Below are 16,728 nucleotides of genomic sequence, written 5' to 3' on the forward strand. Positions count from 1 at the left end.
CACGACATTCGTGAGAGGTGCCGTCACATGGAGTCCTACAGCAGGCGCTGGTTTCTCGGCGCCGGCGCCACCACCCTCATCTCGGCCGCCGGACTCACCGCCTGCGGTTCCGGCAGCGGCTCCGGCAGCTCGGGCGGCACGATCACGGCGATGGTGTACGGCGACGACGCCGTGAAGGTGCAGACCGCGGCCGTCACCCGGTTCAACGCCTCCGCCGCGGCCAAGAAGGCGAAGGGCAAGATCAAGCTGGAGAAGGTGCCCGGCTCGGACTACCCGGCCAAGCTGCGCACCGCGATGGGCTCGCCCCACGCCCCGGACGTGTTCTTCAACTGGGGCGGCGGCTCCATCAAGGCGTACAAGGACGCGGACCAGCTGATCGACCTCACCGACACCATCGAGTCCGACCCGGTCCTCAAGGACGGCTTCCTGCCCTCCGTGCTCGCGGCCGGGGCGCTCAGCGGACGCAACTTCGGTATCCCGATGCGCGGCATGCAGCCGGTGATGCTCTTCTACAACAAGGCCATCTTCGCCGAGCACAAGCTCCAGCCGCCCACCACCTGGGACCAGCTGCTCGACATCAACGCCAAGCTGAAGAAGGCGAAGATCACCCCGTTCGCGCTCGGCGGCGCCGACATCTGGCCGGAACTGATGTGGCTGGAGTACCTGGTCGACCGCATCGGCGGCCCCGAGGTCTTCGAAAAGATCAAGAACGGCGACTCCTCCGGCTGGGGCGACCCGGCCGTCCTCAAGGCCGCCGAGACGGTCAAGCAGCTCATCGACGACGGCGCCTTCGGCAAGGGCTTCAGCTCGGTGGCGTACACCAACAAGGGCGCGCCGGCGGTCTTCGCCAAGGGCAAGGCGGCCATGCACCTGATGGGCTCGTGGGAGTACTCCACACAGCTCGGCGAGTTCCCGGACTTCGCCAAGAAGAGCCTGGGCTGGTGCGCGTTCCCGAAGTACGACGGCGGCGCCGGCGACATCCGCAACGTGGTCGGCAACCCGACCAACTACTGGTCGGTGAACGCCCGTACGTCCAACAAGGACGCGGCGATCGCCTTCCTGAGGGAGTGCGCCTCCGAGCAGTACGCCAAGGACCTGATCGCCAACGGCGACATCCCGACCACGTCCAACGCGGCCAACCTGCTGGACGCCTCCCCCAACCCCGAGTTCGCCAAGTTCCAGTACTCGATGGTGCAGCAGGCCCCCGCCTTCACCCTGAGCTGGGACCAGGCGGTCGACCCGAACATCTCCACGCCGATGCTCACCGAGATCAACAAGCTGTTCGTGGGCAAGTCGAGCCCGAGCCAGTTCGTCACCGCGCTCCAGGGGCTGAAGTGAGTTCGACGGTCTCCACCGGGACGAAGGGCAGGCCCGGGAAGGGCGTGCGGGCCGGTCGCCCGCACGCCGCCTGGGCCCTGCCCGGCGTTCTGTTCTTCGCCTTCTTCGCCATCGCCCCGATGGTCCTGGCGTTCTACCTGTCCTTCACCAAGTGGAACGGCCTGGGCGACCCCGAACCGGCGGGCCTGGCCAACTGGCGGAAACTGTTCGACGACCCGCGCCTGACCCAGTCCATCACGGTGACCGTGCTGCTCACCGTGGTCAGCTGGACCTTCCAGACGGTGGTCTCGCTGCTGCTGGGCGTCTGGGCGGCGGGCCGCCAGCGCAACCGGGCGGTGCTCTCAGCGATCTTCTTCACGCCGTTCCTGCTGTCCTCGACGGCGATCGCACTGCTCTTCTACTCCCTGCTCGACCCGAACTTCGGCATCATCCGTGGGGACACGTTCGGCTCGACGTCCGGCGCCTTCCTGGCGATCGTGTTCGTCGGCGGCTGGCAGTTCATCCCCTTCCACACCCTGATCTACCAGGGCGGGGCACGGCAGATCCCCGAGGTCCTCTACCAGGCCGCGGCCATCGACGGCGCCGGCCGCTACCGCCAGTTCTTCTCGATCACCCTGCCCCAGCTGCGCAACACGGCGACGACGTCCAGCGTGCTGATGATCGTCGGCTCGCTCACGTACTTCGAGACCGTCCTGATCCTGACCCAGGGCGGCCCCGGCACGGACACCGCGATCCTGCCGTACCTGATGTACGAGGCGGGCTTCAAGAGCTACGACTTCGGCTACGCGAGCGCCATCGCGTCCTTCCTCGTCGTGGCCGCCACCGCGCTGTCGCTGCTGCTGGTCCGGCTGACCGGCTTCGGCGCCATGCGCAGCACCAGGGAAGGAATGTGACGAAGTGTCACACGATACGCTGCCGCGCCGTCCGCTGCGCACCCCCCGGACGCCGGTGACCGCGGCCCCCACGCACCGCCGCCGCCACTGGACCAGGCGCCCGAACCCGCTGGCCGGCCTCGGCTCGGTCGTCTGGCTGATCATCGTGATCATCCCGATCTACGCGATGATCTCGACCTCGCTGACCCGGCAGGACGAGGCCCTGGGCAACGCCCTCGACCCGCCGGAGCACCCGACCCTGGAGAACTACAACACCGTCCTGCACAGCGGCTTCGGCCACCTCCTCGCCAACACGGTGACCGTCGCGGCGGCGGTGGTGGCCATCGTCCTCGTCCTGTGCGTCCCGCTCGCCTACGTCGCCGTCCGCACCCGCAGCTTCTGGTCGGGCGCGGCCTTCCGCATGTTCCTGCTCGGCGTCGCGATCCCGGCCCAGGCGGTCGTCGTCCCGCTCTACCTGATGATCGCCAAGCTGAACCTGTACGACAGCCTGCTCGCGGTCATCCTGCCGACGGCGGCCTTCGCGATGCCGGTCTCGACGCTCATCCTCACCGGCACCCTGCGGGACATATCCGAGGAGCTGTACGAGGCGATGGCGCTGGACGGCGCCTCCCCCACGCGCATGCTGTTCCAGCTGGTCATCCCGATGGCCAAGGGCGGCATCAGCACGGTCGTCGTCTACTCCGCCCTCCAGGCCTGGAACGGCTTCCTCTTCCCGCTGATCTTCACCCAGTCCGACGGCCCGCGCGTGCTGACCCTCGGACTGTTCAACTACGTCAGCGAGTTCGGCGTGAACATCCCCGCACTGCTCGCCTCCGTCGTCCTCTCCGGCATCCCGATCTTCGCCGTCTACCTGGTGGCCCGGCGCGCCCTCGTGGGCGGCCTGATGGGCGTGGGCGGCAAGTGACCGAGTGACCGGGACCGACCCGCGGCAGCCGAATCCCCCCTCATTGACAGACCCGACAGGAGTTTCATGACCACCGCCCCCTGGCGCGACCCCGCCCTGCCCGCCGCCGCCCGCGTCGACGACCTGCTCTCCCGGATGACCATCGAGGAGAAGGTCGCCCAGCTGTACGGCGTGTGGGTGGGCGCCGCGACGGACGGCGACGGCGTCGCTCCGCACCAGCAGCAGATGAACACGGACTACGACTGGGACGAGCTGATCACCCTCGGGCTCGGTCAGCTCACCCGCTCCTTCGGCACCGCCCCCGTGGACCCCGCGCTGGGCGCGCAGGCACTGGCCCGCGCCCAGCGCCGGATCGCCGAGGCCGGCCGCTTCGGCATCCCCGCGGTCGCGCACGAGGAGTGCCTGGCGGGCTTCACCGCCTGGGGCGCGACCGCCTACCCGGTCCCGCTGGCGTGGGGCGCCACGTTCGACCCGGCGCTGGTGGAGGAGATGGCCGGCCGCATCGGGCGGGACATGCGCGCGGTGGGCGTGCACCAGGGGCTCGCGCCCGTCCTGGACGTGGTCCGCGATCCCCGCTGGGGCCGGGTCGAGGAGACCGCGGGCGAGGATCCGTACCTGGTCGGCACGATCGGCAGCGCGTACGTGCGGGGCCTGGAGTCGGCGGGGATCGTGTCCACGCTGAAGCACTTCGCCGGGTACGCCTCCTCGGCGGGCGCCCGCAACCTGGCCCCGGTGCGGGCCGGCACCCGGGAGTTCGCCGACGTCACCCTCCCGCCCTTCGAGATGGCGCTGCGCGAGGGCGGCGCGCGCTCGGTGATGGCCGCGTACACGGAGACGGACGGCGTCCCGGCCTCCGCGGACCCGCAGCTGCTCACCGAACTCCTGCGCGGGCAGTGGGGGTTCACCGGCACGGTGGTCGCCGACTACTTCGCCGTCGACTTCCTGCGGACCCTGCACCGGGTCGCCGGTACCCCCGCCGAGTCGGCGCATCTGGCCCTGGCCGCCGGGATCGACGTCGAACTGCCGACGCTGAAGTGCTACGGCAAGGAACTGGTGGCGGCGGTCCAGGACGGCACGGTCCCGGAGTCGCTGGTGGACCGCGCGGCCCACCGCGTCCTGCTCCAGAAGTGCGAACTGGGCCTGCTGGACGAGGACTGGGCCGCGGACGCCCCGGCCGAGTCCATCGACCTGGACTCGGCGGAGAACCGGGCCGTGGCCCGCCGGGTGGCCGAGGAGTCGGTGGTGCTGCTGGCCAACCCGGACGGGGTGCTGCCCCTCTCCCCCGACACTCGGATCGCGGTCGTCGGCCCCCGGGCGGCGGACGCCCTGGCGATGCTGGGCTGCTACTCCTTCCCGTCCCACGTGGGCACGCAGCACCCCGAGGTGCCCATGGGCATCGAGATCCCCACCCTGCTGGACGCCCTGCGCGGCGAACTGCCCGACGCGAAGGTGACGTTCACGGAGGGCTGCGGCGTCTCCGAGCCGGACACCTCGGGCTTCGAGGAGGCGGTCGCCCGGGCGCGGGAGGCGGACGTGTGCGTGGCCGTCCTCGGCGACCGCTCGGGCCTGTTCGGCCGGGGCACGTCGGGCGAGGGCTGCGACGTGGCGGACCTCGCGCTGCCCGGTGTGCAGGGCGCGCTGCTGGACGCGCTGGTGGAGACGGGCGTCCCCGTCGTCCTCGTCCTGCTCACCGGCCGCCCCTACGCGCTCGGCCGCTGGGACGGCCGGCTCGGCGCGGCCGTCCAGGCGTTCTTCCCGGGCGAGGAGGGCGGACCGGCGGTCGCGGGCGTCCTGTCGGGCCGTGTGAACCCCTCGGGCCGGCTGCCGGTGAGCGTGCCGCGCGGGCCCGGCGGCCAGCCGTGGACGTACCTCCAGCCGCCGCTGGGCCTGGCGGGCGAGGTGAGCAGCCTGGACCCGACGCCGCTGTACCCGTTCGGACACGGGGTGTCCTACACGACGTTCGAGTGGGCGGACTTCCAGGGCAACGATGTCACCGAGATCGGCACGGACGGCTCGCACGACGTCTCGCTGACCGTGCGCAACACCGGTGACCGGACCGGCGCGGAGGTCGTGCAGCTGTACCTGCACGACCCGGTGGCGTCGGTGACCCGTCCGGACGTCCGCCTGATCGGCTACCGGCGGCTGGAGCTGGACCCCGGCGAGTCCCGCCGGGTGACCTTCCGCTTCCACGCGGACCTGTCGGCGTTCACCGACCGCACGGGCCGGCGGGTGGTGGAGCCGGGCGCCCTGGAACTGCGGCTGGCCACGTCGGCGTCGGACGTCCGCCACACGGCGCACCTGACCCTGACGGGTCCGGTGCGCGAGGTGGGCGTGGAGCGCCGCCTGCACTGCGAGACGGAAACCTCACCGACGGCTTGACCCGCCCCTGTGGGCCGCCACCCCGGACCCCCGCTTCACAGCCTCTCAACTCACCGAGACAGGTGGGAGGGTGGGAAAGCGGGGGTGCAAGGGGGCAGAGCCCCCCTGCCGGGGTCCGGGGCGGAGCCCCAGGGGGTGGGCGAAGTCGCGACAAAAAACCCCGCCCCCGGTTGCACCGGGGGCGGGGTTCCGTGGAGCGCCGGGCAGGCCTTGCACCTGCATCTCCCCGCAGGAAGCGGGACGTCTTTCCTTGGACCACCAACGCACTGCTCGCGGGCCTGAGTTGGCCGCTTGCGTGTGATGATCATAGCCCACCGGAAGGGCCGGGGGCCAATCAGCCGTCCCGGCCCTCACCCACCGACTCGAACCGCCACCGATGCACGGCCCGCATGACCAACTCACCCTCCGGCTCGGGAAGTTCCGGCAGCTCGGCGGTGAGCTCCGCGTCCCACCAGGTGATGACCAGCACCCGGTCCTGCGGAGCGCGGAAGGTCTCCCGCCGCAGGGGCGTCGGCGCGAGCTCCTGCCGCCGGGCCCAGGCAAGCAGTTCCTCCCCCCGGCCCGCGACCGCCCGCGCCTCCCACATCAGCGCCACCGTCACGGGTACAGGTTCTCCTTGCTGACCTCGTGCACATGGTCATGGGTGTGCCCCGTGCCCGGCACATGCGGATCCGTCACCGGCAGGGAGGAGTCCGCCGACAGGTCCCAGCCGGAGGCCGCCCGGCCCCGGCTGACCATCTCCGCGCCCAGCGCCGCCACCATCGCGCCGTTGTCCGTGCACAGCTTGGGCCGGGGCACGCGCAGCCGGATCCCGGCCGCCTCGCACCGCTCCCGCGCCAGGGCCCGCAGCCGCGAGTTCGCGGCCACGCCGCCGCCGATCATCAGGTGGTCGACGCCCGCGTCCTTGCAGGCCCGTACGGCCTTGCGGGTCAGCACGTCCACCACCGCCTCCTGGAAGGACGCGGCCACGTCACGCACCGGAACCTCCTCCCCGGCCGCCCGCTTGGCCTCGATCCAGCGGGCCACGGCCGTCTTCAGGCCGGAGAAGGAGAAGTCGTAGGCGGGGTCGCGCGGACCCGTCAGCCCGCGCGGGAAGGCGATCGCCGCCGGGTCGCCCTCCGTCGCGTACCGGTCGATGACCGGCCCGCCCGGGAAGCCCAGGTCCAGTACGCGCGCGATCTTGTCGAAGGCCTCGCCCGCCGCGTCGTCGATCGTCGCGCCCATGGGCCGTACGTCCGCGGTGATGTCCGTGGACAGCAGGAGCGAGGAGTGCCCGCCGGACACCAGCAGCGCCATCGTCGGCTCCGGCAGCGGGCCGTGCTCCAGCTGGTCCACGCAGATGTGCGAGGCGAGGTGGTTGACCCCGTACAGCGGCTTGCCCAGGGCGTAGGCGTACGCCTTGGCCGCCGAGACGCCGACGAGCAGAGCGCCGGCCAGACCGGGTCCCGCGGTGACCGCGATGCCGTCCAGGTCCCTGGCGCTGACCCCCGCCTCCTTGAGCGCGCGCTCAATGGTCGGCACCATCGCCTCCAGGTGGGCCCGGGAGGCCACCTCCGGGACGACCCCGCCGAACCGCGCGTGCTCGTCGACGCTGGAGGCGACCGCGTCGGCCAGCAGGGTGGTGCCGCGGACGATGCCGACGCCGGTCTCGTCGCAGGAGGTCTCGATGCCGAGGACGAGCGGTTCGTCCCTCAAGTCAGTCATGGATCTCGGTTCCTTGTACACCGTTGACGGAGGTTGCCGGGTCGGACAGGCGCATCACCACGGCGTCCACGTTCCCAGGCTGGTAGTAGCCGCGCCGGAAGCCGATGGGCTCGAAGCCGAAGCGCTCGTAGAGCTTCTGCGCGCGGACGTTGTCCACGCGGCATTCGAGCATCACCTCGGCGCACTCGAAGGCGGTCGCGGCCCGCAGCAGCTCGGTCAGCAGCCGGGAGCCCAGCCCGGTGCTCCAGTGGTCGCGGGCGACGGCGATGGTCTGCACGTCGCCCTGGCCGCCGGAGGCGACCAGTCCGGCGTACCCGACGATCCGGCCGCCGTCCTCGGCCACCACGTAGCGCCGGGTCGCCTCCGGGCCCCTGGAGTGCGCCAGCTCGGACCAGAACATGCCCCGGGACCAGGCGTCCTCCGGGAACAGGTCCTTCTCCAGTTCCAGCACCGGGTCGATGTCCCACCAGCGCATCTCGCGCAGTGCGCACCGGGCGGACCCGGTCGTCGTCTGTCCCGTCACTTCGGTGTGACCACCTTGTAGTTCTTGGGCACCTGGGCGTCCGGCCGGCGCAGGTACAGCGGCCGGGGCGCGGGCAGCTCCTCACCGGCGGCCAGCCTCTCGGCGGCCAGCGAGGTGAGGGCGGCGGCCGACACGTGCTCGGGCTCGTGCGCCTGCGGGAAGGTCTCGGGGTACAGCAGCGCGCCCGCGCCGACCGCGGGCAGGCCCCTGACCCGGTCGGCGATGTCGGCCGGCCGGTCCACGGCCGGGTCGGTGACCCGGGTGCGCGAGTCGGCGTACCGGGCCCAGTAGACCTCCTTGCGGCGGGCGTCGGTCGCCACGACGAAGGGGCCGGGGAGGTCGGCCGCGTAGGCGAGGCCGTCGAGCGTGCACACGCCGTACACGGGCACGCCGAGGGCGAGCCCGAGGGTGTCGGCGGTCATCAGGCCGACGCGCAGGCCGGTGTACGGGCCGGGCCCGACGCCGACGACGACGCCCGTGACGGCGTCCAGCTTGAGCCCGGCCTCGGTGAGCACCCGGTCGACGGCCGACAGCAGGAGCTCTCCGTGCCGGCGCGCGTCCACCTGGCTGGAGGAGGCGATGACGTCCGTTCCGTCGTGCAGGGCGACGGTGACGGCGGGGGTGGCGGTATCCAGAGCGAGCAAGAGCACGCAAACAGCCTACGGCTCCCGCGCCTCCGGCACGGCCGCCCCGGTCGGGCGGATTCCGGCTGCTACGGTCGCCGCGAGGCAGCTCGTGACGACCGAGGCGGAGGTGGACGACCGTGGCACGGAGCAGTTCGGGGTTCGTGGCCGGGCTCACCGCCGCGGCCGTCCTCACGGTCGGCTTCCTCGCCCACCAGGCGCAGGCGACCATTCCGCGGAGCCTGAGCGGCCGGCCCGGCCCGACGGCGACGCCCGCGGCGAGCGTCTCCAAGGCACCCCGGGACAAACGGCGCCCGACCGCGCTGCCCGGCGGCTCCGGGACCGGCGAGCGGGTCGTGTACTCGCTGGACGACGACCGGGTGTGGCTGGTCGGCCCGGACGGGTCGGTCCAGAACACCTTCCGGGTCGGCCCGGGCAACGTCGACCCGGCGCCGGGGACCTACGCCGTCGTGTCCCGTTCGAAGGCGATCACCGGGACCGACGGTGTCCCCGTCGAGCACGTCGTGCGTTTCACCAGCACGGACGGGGCGGTCATCGGTTTCAGCGCGGCGTTGGACGGCTCCTGGCCGACGTCCGACCCGGCGATCAGGACCGGCGGCATCCGTGAGTCCCGGGCGGACGGCGAGGCGATGTGGATGTTCGCGACGATCGGCCAGAAGGTCGTCGTCATCCGCTAGTGCTGTGGCCGGGAAGGTTTGCCGGGAAGCTCGCGGCGTCCGGTGCTGGGGGCACCTCCCACGCCGTTCAGGCAGTGGGGGAACATCTCAAGGCGGAGCATTGCCCGCGTACGGGATGTACTCGGGTGATGCGACAACGCGGCGTGGGGGTACCCCCGGCCGAAGGCTGGGGGAGTGCCGTGCCGGCCGTCGCGAGCCGGTGAACCCTTCCGGTCACAGCACTGGAGCCGCCGCCCAGCGGAACGCGCCCTCGCGAGGTCGTGTCCTTCACCGGGGCGCGTCGGCCGAAAGTCATCCGATGGGGCTACGCCGCTTCACGGCTTTCCTCCACCGTGCGGGGGTCCGCCGGCTCCGGGGCGCGCGGCGGCCGGGAGACCGCGTCGGCGGCGGCGCAGGCGGCCAGCAGATCGCGCATGGACACACCGCCCACCGCGTACGGCCGCGGCTTCGGATTCGTCCGGTGCCGCCGCTGCTGCTGCTCGTTGCTCTCCATGGCCGACATGGACGCCTCCTGGGGGCCGGGGGCGGACGTGGTGAGGCACGCCTAACCACGGGCTGACCACCATGTGACCATGCCCGGAGCACCCGGCGCAAGGATTTGCCGACGTACTGTCGGAAAGTCCGGCCGGCCCTCAGGCGGTCAGAATGCCCAGGTCGACGGTGGCCCAGCGGTCCCCGATCCCGGTCACCGTCACGTGCCGCACCTCGTCCGTGGTGTCTCCGACGGCCCGGTGGATCACGACCTGGAGCCGCTCGTCGGTCAGCTCCTCGACCTTGCCCTCGCCCCACTCCACGACGACCACCGAGTCCGGCAGCGACACGTCGAGGTCGAGGTCCTCCATCTCGTCGAGCCCGCCGGACAGGCGGTAGGCGTCGACGTGGACGAGTGGCGGGCCGTCGACCAGGGCCGGGTGCACACGGGCGATCACGAAGGTCGGGGAGGTGACGGCGCCGCGCACGTCGAGCCCCTCGCCGAGACCGCGGGTCAGCGTGGTCTTGCCCGCGCCGAGCTCCCCGCTGAGCATCACGAGGTCGCCCGCGCGCAGCAGCTTGGCCAGACGGCGGCCCAGCTCGCGCATCTGCTCGGGGGCGTTGACGGTGATCTCGACGGACCCGGGGTCAGGGGTGTGCCGTGCTGCTGGTGCTTCCATAGCCATCAACGGTAGTGCCTGCCGGGACCGCGCCCGCGCGGGCGAGCAGGTCGGCGAGGCGGTCCGTGACGGCCTCCGGATGCTCCAGGACCACCAGGTGCCCGGCGTCCGGGACCAGCACCAGCTCCGCGTCGGGGAGCAGGTCGGCGATGGCCTCGCTGTGCTCGCTGGGCGTGACGAGGTCCTGCACCCCGGCGAGGACCAGCACCGGTATGTCCGCGAAGAGGGCGAGCGCCTCGGTCTTGTCGTGGTCGGTGAAGGCCGGGTAGAACTCGGCGACCACGTCGATCGGCGTGCTCTCGATCATGCGCTCGGCGAACCGGGCGACCGCCGGGTCGATGTCCCGGCCGGCGAACGAGTACCGCTTGATGACGCCGGCGAAAAGGTCCGTGGTGGCCCGCCGCCCCTTCTCCACCAGCTCGGCGCGCTGCCCGAGCGCCTTGAGCACGCCGGGGAGCACCCGGCGCACCGCGTTGACACCGGCCACCGGCAGTCCGAAGTTGACCTCGCCGAGCCGCCCGGAGGAGGTGCCGACGAAGGCGGTGGCGACGACCCGCTCGCGGATCAGCTCGGGATACTGGTCGGCCAGCGCCATCATCGTCATGCCGCCCATGGAGTGCCCGACCAGCACGAGCGGCCCCTCGGGCGCGGCGGCGTCGATGACGGCCTTCAGATCGCGGCCGAGCTGGTCGATGGTCAGTTCCACGCCGTCGCGGGTCTGGGTCAGACCCCGCCCGGACCGGCCGTGGCTGCGCTGGTCCCAGTGCACGGTGCGTACGACACCGCGCAGGGCGGCGCGCTGGAAGTGCCAGGAGTCCTGGCTGAGGCAGTAGCCGTGGCTGAAGACGACGGTGACGGGGGCGGGGGCCTTGCGGCCGAAGAGCCGCCGGCGGCGCGGGCCGAGGTTCGCGGTGGAGTCGGGGTCGATGTCGTCGACCTCGTAGTAGAGCTCGGTGCCGTCGTCGGCCAGGGCCTTGCCCGGGGTGCCGCGCAGGGCTCCGTAGGGGCCCGCCGAGTCCAGGGCGAGTCGGGCCTTGCGGCGTATGCCGCGGCCGACCGTCATCCGCTCGATGGCGACCCCGGCGGCGGCGCCCGCCGCCACCACGCCTATCGCGGCGCCGGCGATACCCGTCGCCCGCCGCCAGCCGCCGACCGCCTCCGCGGCAGAGGCGACGGCCGCCGTGGCGGCCTTCGCGACGGCCCCCGCACTGCTCTCGCTCACGTACCGCTCCTCTTGTTGCCGTACTGTTGTTCGCTCGCCGGCCGGCACCGGTCCCGGTGGGCGCGGAGGGTGCCGCCGTCCCGCGCGGGGTGCCGTGCCCCGGCCGGGTGTCCGCGTGGGTCACCCGTCCTGTGCTGCCCGCTCCCCGCCCTCTGCCCGGTCCGGCTCCTCGTTCACATAGACGCGCGGAACGCGTGTTCCGATGCGTGTGACGATCTCGTACGCGATGGTGCCGGCGGCCTGCGCCCAGTCCTCGGCGGTGGGCTCGCCGCGGTCGCCGGGGCCGAAGAGCACGGCCTCGGAGCCGATCTCGGGCTCGTCCCCGCCCAGGTCGACCACGAACTGGTCCATGGCGACCCGTCCCGCGACCGTACGCCACTTGCCGCCGACCAGGACCGGCCCGGTGCCGGACGCGTGGCGCGGGATGCCGTCCGCGTAGCCGACGGGCACCAGGCCGAGGGTGGTCTCGCCGGGGGTGACGTAGTGGTGCCCGTAGCTGATGCCGTGGCCGCCCGGCACGTGCTTCACCAGGGCCAGCGAGGCGGACAGCGTCATGGCGGGGCGCAGCCCGAAGTCGGCCGGGGTGCCGAGTTCGGCGCTGGGCGAGACGCCGTAGACGGCGATCCCGGCGCGGACGAGGTCGAAGTGGGCCTCGGGGAGGGTCAGTGCGGCGGGCGAGTTGGCGATGTGCCGCACCTCCGGGCGCAGGCCGCGCTGCTCGGCGTGGGCGGTCATCTCGCGGAAGAGGCCGAGCTGCGCGGCGATGGAGGGGTGGCCCGGCTCGTCGGCGCAGGCGAAGTGGGACCACAGCCCGGTGACGCGGACCAGCCCCTCGGCCTCGGCGCGCAGGGCCTCGGCGACGAGTTCGGGCCAGTCGGCGGGCTGGCAGCCGTTGCGGCCGAGTCCGGTGTCGGCCTTCAGCTGCACGCGCGCGGGACGGCCGGCCTGCCGGGCGGCCTCCCGGACCTCCGCCAGAGCCCACATGTCACTCACGGACATGTCGAGGTCGGCCTCGATCGCCTCCCGCCAGGGTCCGCCCGGCGTCCACAGCCAGCACATGATCCGCGCCTGCGCGGGCGACAGCCCGGCCGCGCGCAGGGCGAAGGCCTCCTCCGGTGTGGCGGTGCCCAGCCAGGTCGCCCCGGCTTCGACGGCCGCGCGGGCGCACGGGACCGCGCCGTGGCCGTAGGCGTCGGACTTGACCACGGCCATGACCGCGGCGCCGGACACGCGCCCGCGCAGGGCCCGCACGTTGGCCCGTACGGCGGCCAGATCGATCTCGGCACGGGCACGCAGCGGCGTCGTTTGTGGGTGTGCTGTGTCGTTCATCGCGCCCCCAGTGTCTCAGAGGCACCGTACGGCCATTCGAGAAGCGGGTCGGTGACGGACGCGACGTGTGCCGCCGGCCGACGCTCCGGTCCGCAGCCGTGCCCCGTCCGCCGCGCTGTGCGCCGCTCAGTCCCGCACGTCCCGCCAGGCCCGCGGGATGGTCTCCGCGATGTCGTGGGCGCCGATCGGCGCGCCGTGCGCGGCGAGCCGGCCGGCCAGTCCGTGCAGATAGGCCGCCGCACTGCCCGCGTCGCGGGCGGAGAGACCGGCGGCCAGCAGGGAACCGGCGAGGCCTGACAGGACGTCACCGCTGCCGGCGGTGGCGAGCCAGGACGTGCCGGTCGGGTTGACCCGGACGGGGCCCCCGTCCGGGTCGGCGACGAGTGTGGTGGAGCCCTTGAGGAGGACCGTCGCCCGGTAGCGGGCGGCGAGTTCGCGTACGGAGGCCAGCCGCGCGCCCTCGACCTGCTCGCGGGCCACGCCGAGCAGGGCGGCGGCCTCCCCGGCGTGCGGGGTCATCAGGGTCGGGGCGGTACGGGCGCGTACGGCGTCGCGGTCGGCGAGGCGCAGTCCGTCCGCGTCGATCAGTACGGGTACGTCGGTCTCCAGCACCTCGGCGACGGTGGCCGCGTCGTCCCCGGCGCCCGGTCCCGTCACCCACGCCTGCACGCGGCCCGCCTTGTGCGGCCCCTCGTCGGACACGAGCGTCTCCGGGAAGCGGGCGATGACGGCGCGTCCGGCCGGACCGACGTACCGCACCGCGCCCGCCCCGCCGCGCAGCGCGCCGGACACGGCGAGCACGGCCGCGCCCGGGTAACGGGCCGAGCCCGCGGCGATGCCGACGACACCCCGCCGGTACTTGTCGCTCTCGGCGGCGGGCAGCGGCAGCAGCGCGGCCAGATCGGTGTGCTGAAGCGCCTCCAGTTCGGGTTCGGCGGGCAGCTCGGGGCCCAGGCCGATGTCGACGAGGCGGACCGTGCCGGCGTGCTCGCGGGCCGGGTCGACGAGCAGCCCCGGCTTGTGCGTGCCGAAGGTGACGGTGAGGTCGGCGCGCACGGCGGCGCCCAGCACCTGGCCGGAGTCCGCCTCCACCCCGCTCGGCAGGTCCACGGCGACGACGGCCGCCCCGGAGCGTGCCGCGCGCTCGGCCAGCGGCGCGGCGTCGGCGCGCAGGCCGCCCTTGCCGCCGATGCCGACGATGCCGTCGACGACGAGGTCGGCCCGGTCGACCGCCTCCTCGGCGCCGTCGGCCCGGGCCACGCTCCCGCCCGCCCGGCGCAGCGCGGCGAGACCGCCGGGGTGGGTGCGGTCGGGCGCCAGCAGCACGGCGGTCACCCCGGCGCCGCGCCGGGCCAGCCGGGCCCCGGCGTACAGCGCGTCGCCCCCGTTGTCGCCGCTGCCGACCAGCAGCACCACCCGGCGTCCGTACACCCGCCCGAGCAAGTCCGCGCTCGCGGCGGCGAGTCCGGCGGCGGCCCGCTGCATGAGCGCGCCGTCGGGGAGCTTCGCCATGAGCGCGCGCTCGGCTGTCCTGACCGTCTCAACGCTGTACGCGGTACGCATGCGGTCGAGTCTGCCCCGGATGCGTCCGGTCCCGCACGCGGACGGTGACGGGGGCGGTGGCGGAAGGCGTCAGCCCTCCGCGATCACCACGGCCGAGGCCACTCCCGCGTCGTGGCTCAGGGACACGTGCCAGGAGCAGACGCCCAGTTCCGCGGCCTTGGCGGCGACCGTGCCGGTCACTCGCAGCCGCGGGCGGCCGGAGTCCTCGACGTACACCTCCGCGTCGATCCACAGCAGTCCGGCGGGCGCGCCGAGCGCCTTGGCGAGCGCCTCCTTGGCGGCGAAGCGGGCGGCCAGCGAGGCCATGCCCCGGCGCGCCCCGCCGGGCAGCAGCAACTCGCTCTCCACGAACAACCGCGTCGCCAGCCCGGGCGTCCGCTCCAACGACGCCGCGAACCGGTCGATCTCGGCCACGTCGATACCGACCCCGATGATGCTCATGCGGAGCACCCTACGGGCCGCACCTCACCTGCCGTGGTCCTCCCACTGTCAGTCGACTTCAGAGGCCGGGAACAGCCCTTCGCCGCCGAACTCGAACGGCATCCGCAGCAAGACGCCGTTGTACACGTCGCCGGGCGCGAAGTCGCGGAAGTTGCGCGACACGTACATCTCGGCCCGGGCGAAGATCGCGCACCCCAGGTGGATGGCGTCAAGCCCCTTGATCTTCGGCTTCTCGGCCGTGATGTCGTTGGCGATGAGGCCGACTCGGCGGGTCACTTCCACCAGCGTGATGTAGGGCTCCTGGAGCAGGGTCCGAATATGGAGCCGATGGACACTCGCGGTGGTGCCGCGCGCCTCAGCAAGGGTGACGGTGGAGGTGTAGAGCCGTACATACCCGGCTTTGGCTGCCCGCAGCATGCTTTCCGCCTCGCGCGCGCTGCCTGTGCCCTGCGCCCAGTCGATGAAGCAGTTGCTGTCCAAGTAAACCGACTCGGGGCGGTCAGTTTCCCCCACGCAGAGCCTCCACATAGTCCACCGCGTCCTGGCCGCCGGTCATGTCCGGCCAGAACCCCGCCCGCAGCTCGTCGTCCGAGAGCTGCGGCTCCGTCGGAAGGAGCTCGATCTCCGTTGCACGCACCTGGACCACTTGGCCCTGTGCGTTCTCGGTGATCTCGCCGGTGACCTCCACCCGGTCGCGTCGCCAGGCCCGCCGCAGCTCGGTGTCCAGATCATCACCGAAATAGACGGGAATCACTTCCCCGCCGACCTCGGTGCGCAGCACCGCTCGGGGACGGCGATGCTTTCCCTCCACCAGGCCGCTGAGACGTCCCCGCCGCGAACCGAACGTGCGCAGGCGCGCACGCGTGGCGGCTTGCAGATTGAACGCGGTCCTCTGCGTGACCTCAGCCGTCCGGACTTCGACGCCGTCCGCACGTACCGCGACGAACATGCCGACGTCGGGCGATGCTCCGAGGGAACGGGCGACCTGCTGCCCCAGCGATGCCGCACGGGCGGTCCAACCGGTCGGGATACGTTCTGCGGTCTCAGCTTCCCCCAGCCCGGTCACGGCGGTCCGCAGCACCCGCTCCACGACCTGGTAGTCGGAGTGTTCGGCGATGCGCAGCGGCTCAAGGATACAGGTGACGCTGCCCAGCCTGAGCTCATTGAAGGACCAGCGGGTGCCATGGCGGCTCGGCCGCGCGGTCTCGCTGTTCTCCAGCTCGCGCAGCAGCGACAGCACACTCTGCACGGTGCGCAGCGACTCCTGGGCGTCCATGCCGGCGTGCGGGCCTCGTAGCCTCAGTTCGAGCTCGACGCTCATGCCGCACCTCCTCCCCCTCATGGGCTAGCGACGTCACGGTACTCAGAGCCCGCCTCCATGGTGCCGCTCACCCACCACGTTTTCACCCGGAAGAGACGCCGTCGAGGAAGGGAGACGGAGCCTCACTACGCGGCGGCCAGTTCGCACCAGACGATCTTGCCGCGGTTGCCCTCCCTGGCCAGGGGCTGCCAGCCCCACAGGTCGGAACAGTCCCGCACGAGCGCCAGCCCGCGTCCCTCCTCCCCCTCGCCCACCCGTTCCAAGGGCACGCGCGGCTCGGGGGGCGCGGGGTCGGCGTCCCACGCCCCGATCCGCAGCACCCCCGCGGCCCACCGCAGCCGGAGCGCGGCGGGCCCCTTGGTGTGCCGTACGGCGTTGGACACCAACTCGGTCGCGAGCAACTCGGCCACGTCGACCAGCCGGATCAGCCCATGCATGGTGAGAATCAGCCGGAGCGTACGCCGACTGACGGTGACGGCGCGGAGGTCGTTGGGGATGTAGAGGCAGTATTCCCAGGGTTCCGTCACGTCTTCGGGCATGGCTCAACTCCGTTCGGACGGGGAGGGGTTGCGGTTCGCTCCGCAGCGTGTGCGGCACATCACCGACGGTAGGGCTAACTATTTAAGTTCTGCAAGCCGG

18 protein-coding genes and 1 tRNA gene are annotated in these 16,728 nt (G+C 72.6%); 5 read left to right on the forward strand and 14 right to left on the reverse strand.

The features are described 5' to 3' along the window. Positions 1-27: 27 nt before the first annotated feature. From ACIQMV_RS34370 to ACIQMV_RS34385, 4 genes are all read left to right on the forward strand, one after another. Positions 28-1,338, forward strand: coding sequence for an ABC transporter substrate-binding protein (locus tag ACIQMV_RS34370; protein ID WP_402597101.1), 1,311 nt, complete (start codon positions 28-30; stop codon positions 1,336-1,338). Further along, entirely contained in the window at positions 1,335-2,231 is an 897-nt protein-coding gene (locus ACIQMV_RS34375) for a carbohydrate ABC transporter permease (protein WP_402597102.1), read from the forward strand. Before ACIQMV_RS34370 ends, ACIQMV_RS34375 begins: the two co-directional genes overlap by 4 nt. Positions 2,232-2,235: 4 nt before the next feature. Further along, on the forward strand, positions 2,236-3,135 hold the full coding sequence (locus tag ACIQMV_RS34380) for a carbohydrate ABC transporter permease (RefSeq protein WP_373996167.1): 900 nt from the start codon (positions 2,236-2,238) through the stop codon (positions 3,133-3,135). 66 nt (positions 3,136-3,201) lie between these two features. Further along, positions 3,202-5,514: a glycoside hydrolase family 3 N-terminal domain-containing protein gene (locus ACIQMV_RS34385; protein ID WP_402597103.1), complete on the forward strand. Its 2,313-nt coding sequence runs from the start codon at positions 3,202-3,204 to the stop codon at positions 5,512-5,514. A 192-nt stretch (positions 5,515-5,706) separates the two neighbouring features. Here the strand turns inward: ACIQMV_RS34385 and ACIQMV_RS34390 are convergent. The 5 genes from ACIQMV_RS34390 to tsaB form a co-directional block, all read right to left on the reverse strand. After that, positions 5,707-5,779 (reverse strand) — tRNA-Arg (locus ACIQMV_RS34390). A gap of 69 nt (positions 5,780-5,848) precedes the next feature. After that, positions 5,849-6,115, reverse strand: a complete 267-nt coding sequence (locus ACIQMV_RS34395; RefSeq protein ID WP_402597104.1) for a hypothetical protein — start codon at positions 6,113-6,115, stop codon at positions 5,849-5,851. Continuing rightward, positions 6,112-7,218 carry a tRNA (adenosine(37)-N6)-threonylcarbamoyltransferase complex transferase subunit TsaD gene (gene tsaD, locus ACIQMV_RS34400; protein ID WP_402597105.1) on the reverse strand — a complete coding sequence of 369 codons (1,107 nt, stop codon included), beginning with the start codon at positions 7,216-7,218 and terminating at the stop codon, positions 6,112-6,114. The genes ACIQMV_RS34395 and tsaD overlap by 4 nt, the downstream gene beginning before the upstream one ends. Further along, positions 7,211-7,693, reverse strand: a complete 483-nt coding sequence (rimI, locus tag ACIQMV_RS34405; RefSeq protein ID WP_141366348.1) for a ribosomal protein S18-alanine N-acetyltransferase — start codon at positions 7,691-7,693, stop codon at positions 7,211-7,213. The genes tsaD and rimI overlap by 8 nt, the downstream gene beginning before the upstream one ends. Positions 7,694-7,737: 44 nt before the next feature. After that, entirely contained in the window at positions 7,738-8,391 is a 654-nt protein-coding gene (gene tsaB, locus ACIQMV_RS34410; protein ID WP_402597106.1) for a tRNA (adenosine(37)-N6)-threonylcarbamoyltransferase complex dimerization subunit type 1 TsaB, read from the reverse strand. 113 nt (positions 8,392-8,504) lie between these two features. Here tsaB and ACIQMV_RS34415 point away from each other — a divergent pair, with 113 nt between their 5' ends. Further along, positions 8,505-9,062 carry a hypothetical protein gene (locus ACIQMV_RS34415; RefSeq protein ID WP_402597107.1) on the forward strand — a complete coding sequence of 186 codons (558 nt, stop codon included), beginning with the start codon at positions 8,505-8,507 and terminating at the stop codon, positions 9,060-9,062. A 304-nt stretch (positions 9,063-9,366) separates the two neighbouring features. Here ACIQMV_RS34415 and ACIQMV_RS34420 read toward each other — a convergent pair whose 3' ends face one another. The 9 genes from ACIQMV_RS34420 to ACIQMV_RS34460 all read right to left on the reverse strand — a co-directional run bounded on the left by ACIQMV_RS34420 (position 9,367) and on the right by ACIQMV_RS34460 (position 16,628). Further along, positions 9,367-9,564 (reverse strand): hypothetical protein, encoded by a 198-nt coding sequence (locus tag ACIQMV_RS34420; protein WP_172632880.1) that lies wholly within the window; start codon positions 9,562-9,564, stop codon positions 9,367-9,369. 130 nt (positions 9,565-9,694) lie between these two features. Continuing rightward, a complete protein-coding gene (gene tsaE, locus ACIQMV_RS34425) occupies positions 9,695-10,213 on the reverse strand; it encodes a tRNA (adenosine(37)-N6)-threonylcarbamoyltransferase complex ATPase subunit type 1 TsaE (protein WP_402597108.1) in 519 nt (172 codons plus the stop codon). Then, entirely contained in the window at positions 10,182-11,435 is a 1,254-nt protein-coding gene (locus ACIQMV_RS34430) for an alpha/beta fold hydrolase (RefSeq protein WP_402597109.1), read from the reverse strand. Before ACIQMV_RS34430 ends, tsaE begins: the two co-directional genes overlap by 32 nt. A gap of 120 nt (positions 11,436-11,555) precedes the next feature. After that, on the reverse strand, positions 11,556-12,764 hold the full coding sequence (gene alr, locus ACIQMV_RS34435) for an alanine racemase (protein ID WP_402597110.1): 1,209 nt from the start codon (positions 12,762-12,764) through the stop codon (positions 11,556-11,558). 126 nt (positions 12,765-12,890) lie between these two features. Beyond that, entirely contained in the window at positions 12,891-14,327 is a 1,437-nt protein-coding gene (locus ACIQMV_RS34440) for an NAD(P)H-hydrate dehydratase (RefSeq protein WP_402597111.1), read from the reverse strand. A gap of 69 nt (positions 14,328-14,396) precedes the next feature. Then, positions 14,397-14,768 carry a holo-ACP synthase gene (locus ACIQMV_RS34445; protein ID WP_402597112.1) on the reverse strand — a complete coding sequence of 124 codons (372 nt, stop codon included), beginning with the start codon at positions 14,766-14,768 and terminating at the stop codon, positions 14,397-14,399. A gap of 48 nt (positions 14,769-14,816) precedes the next feature. Next, positions 14,817-15,281: a type II toxin-antitoxin system VapC family toxin gene (locus ACIQMV_RS34450; RefSeq protein ID WP_402597113.1), complete on the reverse strand. Its 465-nt coding sequence runs from the start codon at positions 15,279-15,281 to the stop codon at positions 14,817-14,819. Further along, positions 15,268-16,089 (reverse strand): hypothetical protein, encoded by an 822-nt coding sequence (locus tag ACIQMV_RS34455; protein ID WP_402597114.1) that lies wholly within the window; start codon positions 16,087-16,089, stop codon positions 15,268-15,270. The genes ACIQMV_RS34450 and ACIQMV_RS34455 overlap by 14 nt, the downstream gene beginning before the upstream one ends. A gap of 125 nt (positions 16,090-16,214) precedes the next feature. After that, positions 16,215-16,628 (reverse strand): ATP-binding protein, encoded by a 414-nt coding sequence (locus tag ACIQMV_RS34460; RefSeq protein WP_402597115.1) that lies wholly within the window; start codon positions 16,626-16,628, stop codon positions 16,215-16,217. Positions 16,629-16,728: the final 100 nt, after the last annotated feature.

The organism is Streptomyces sp. NPDC091412, from assembly GCF_044756885.1.
Taxonomy (GTDB): domain Bacteria; phylum Actinomycetota; class Actinomycetes; order Streptomycetales; family Streptomycetaceae; genus Streptomyces.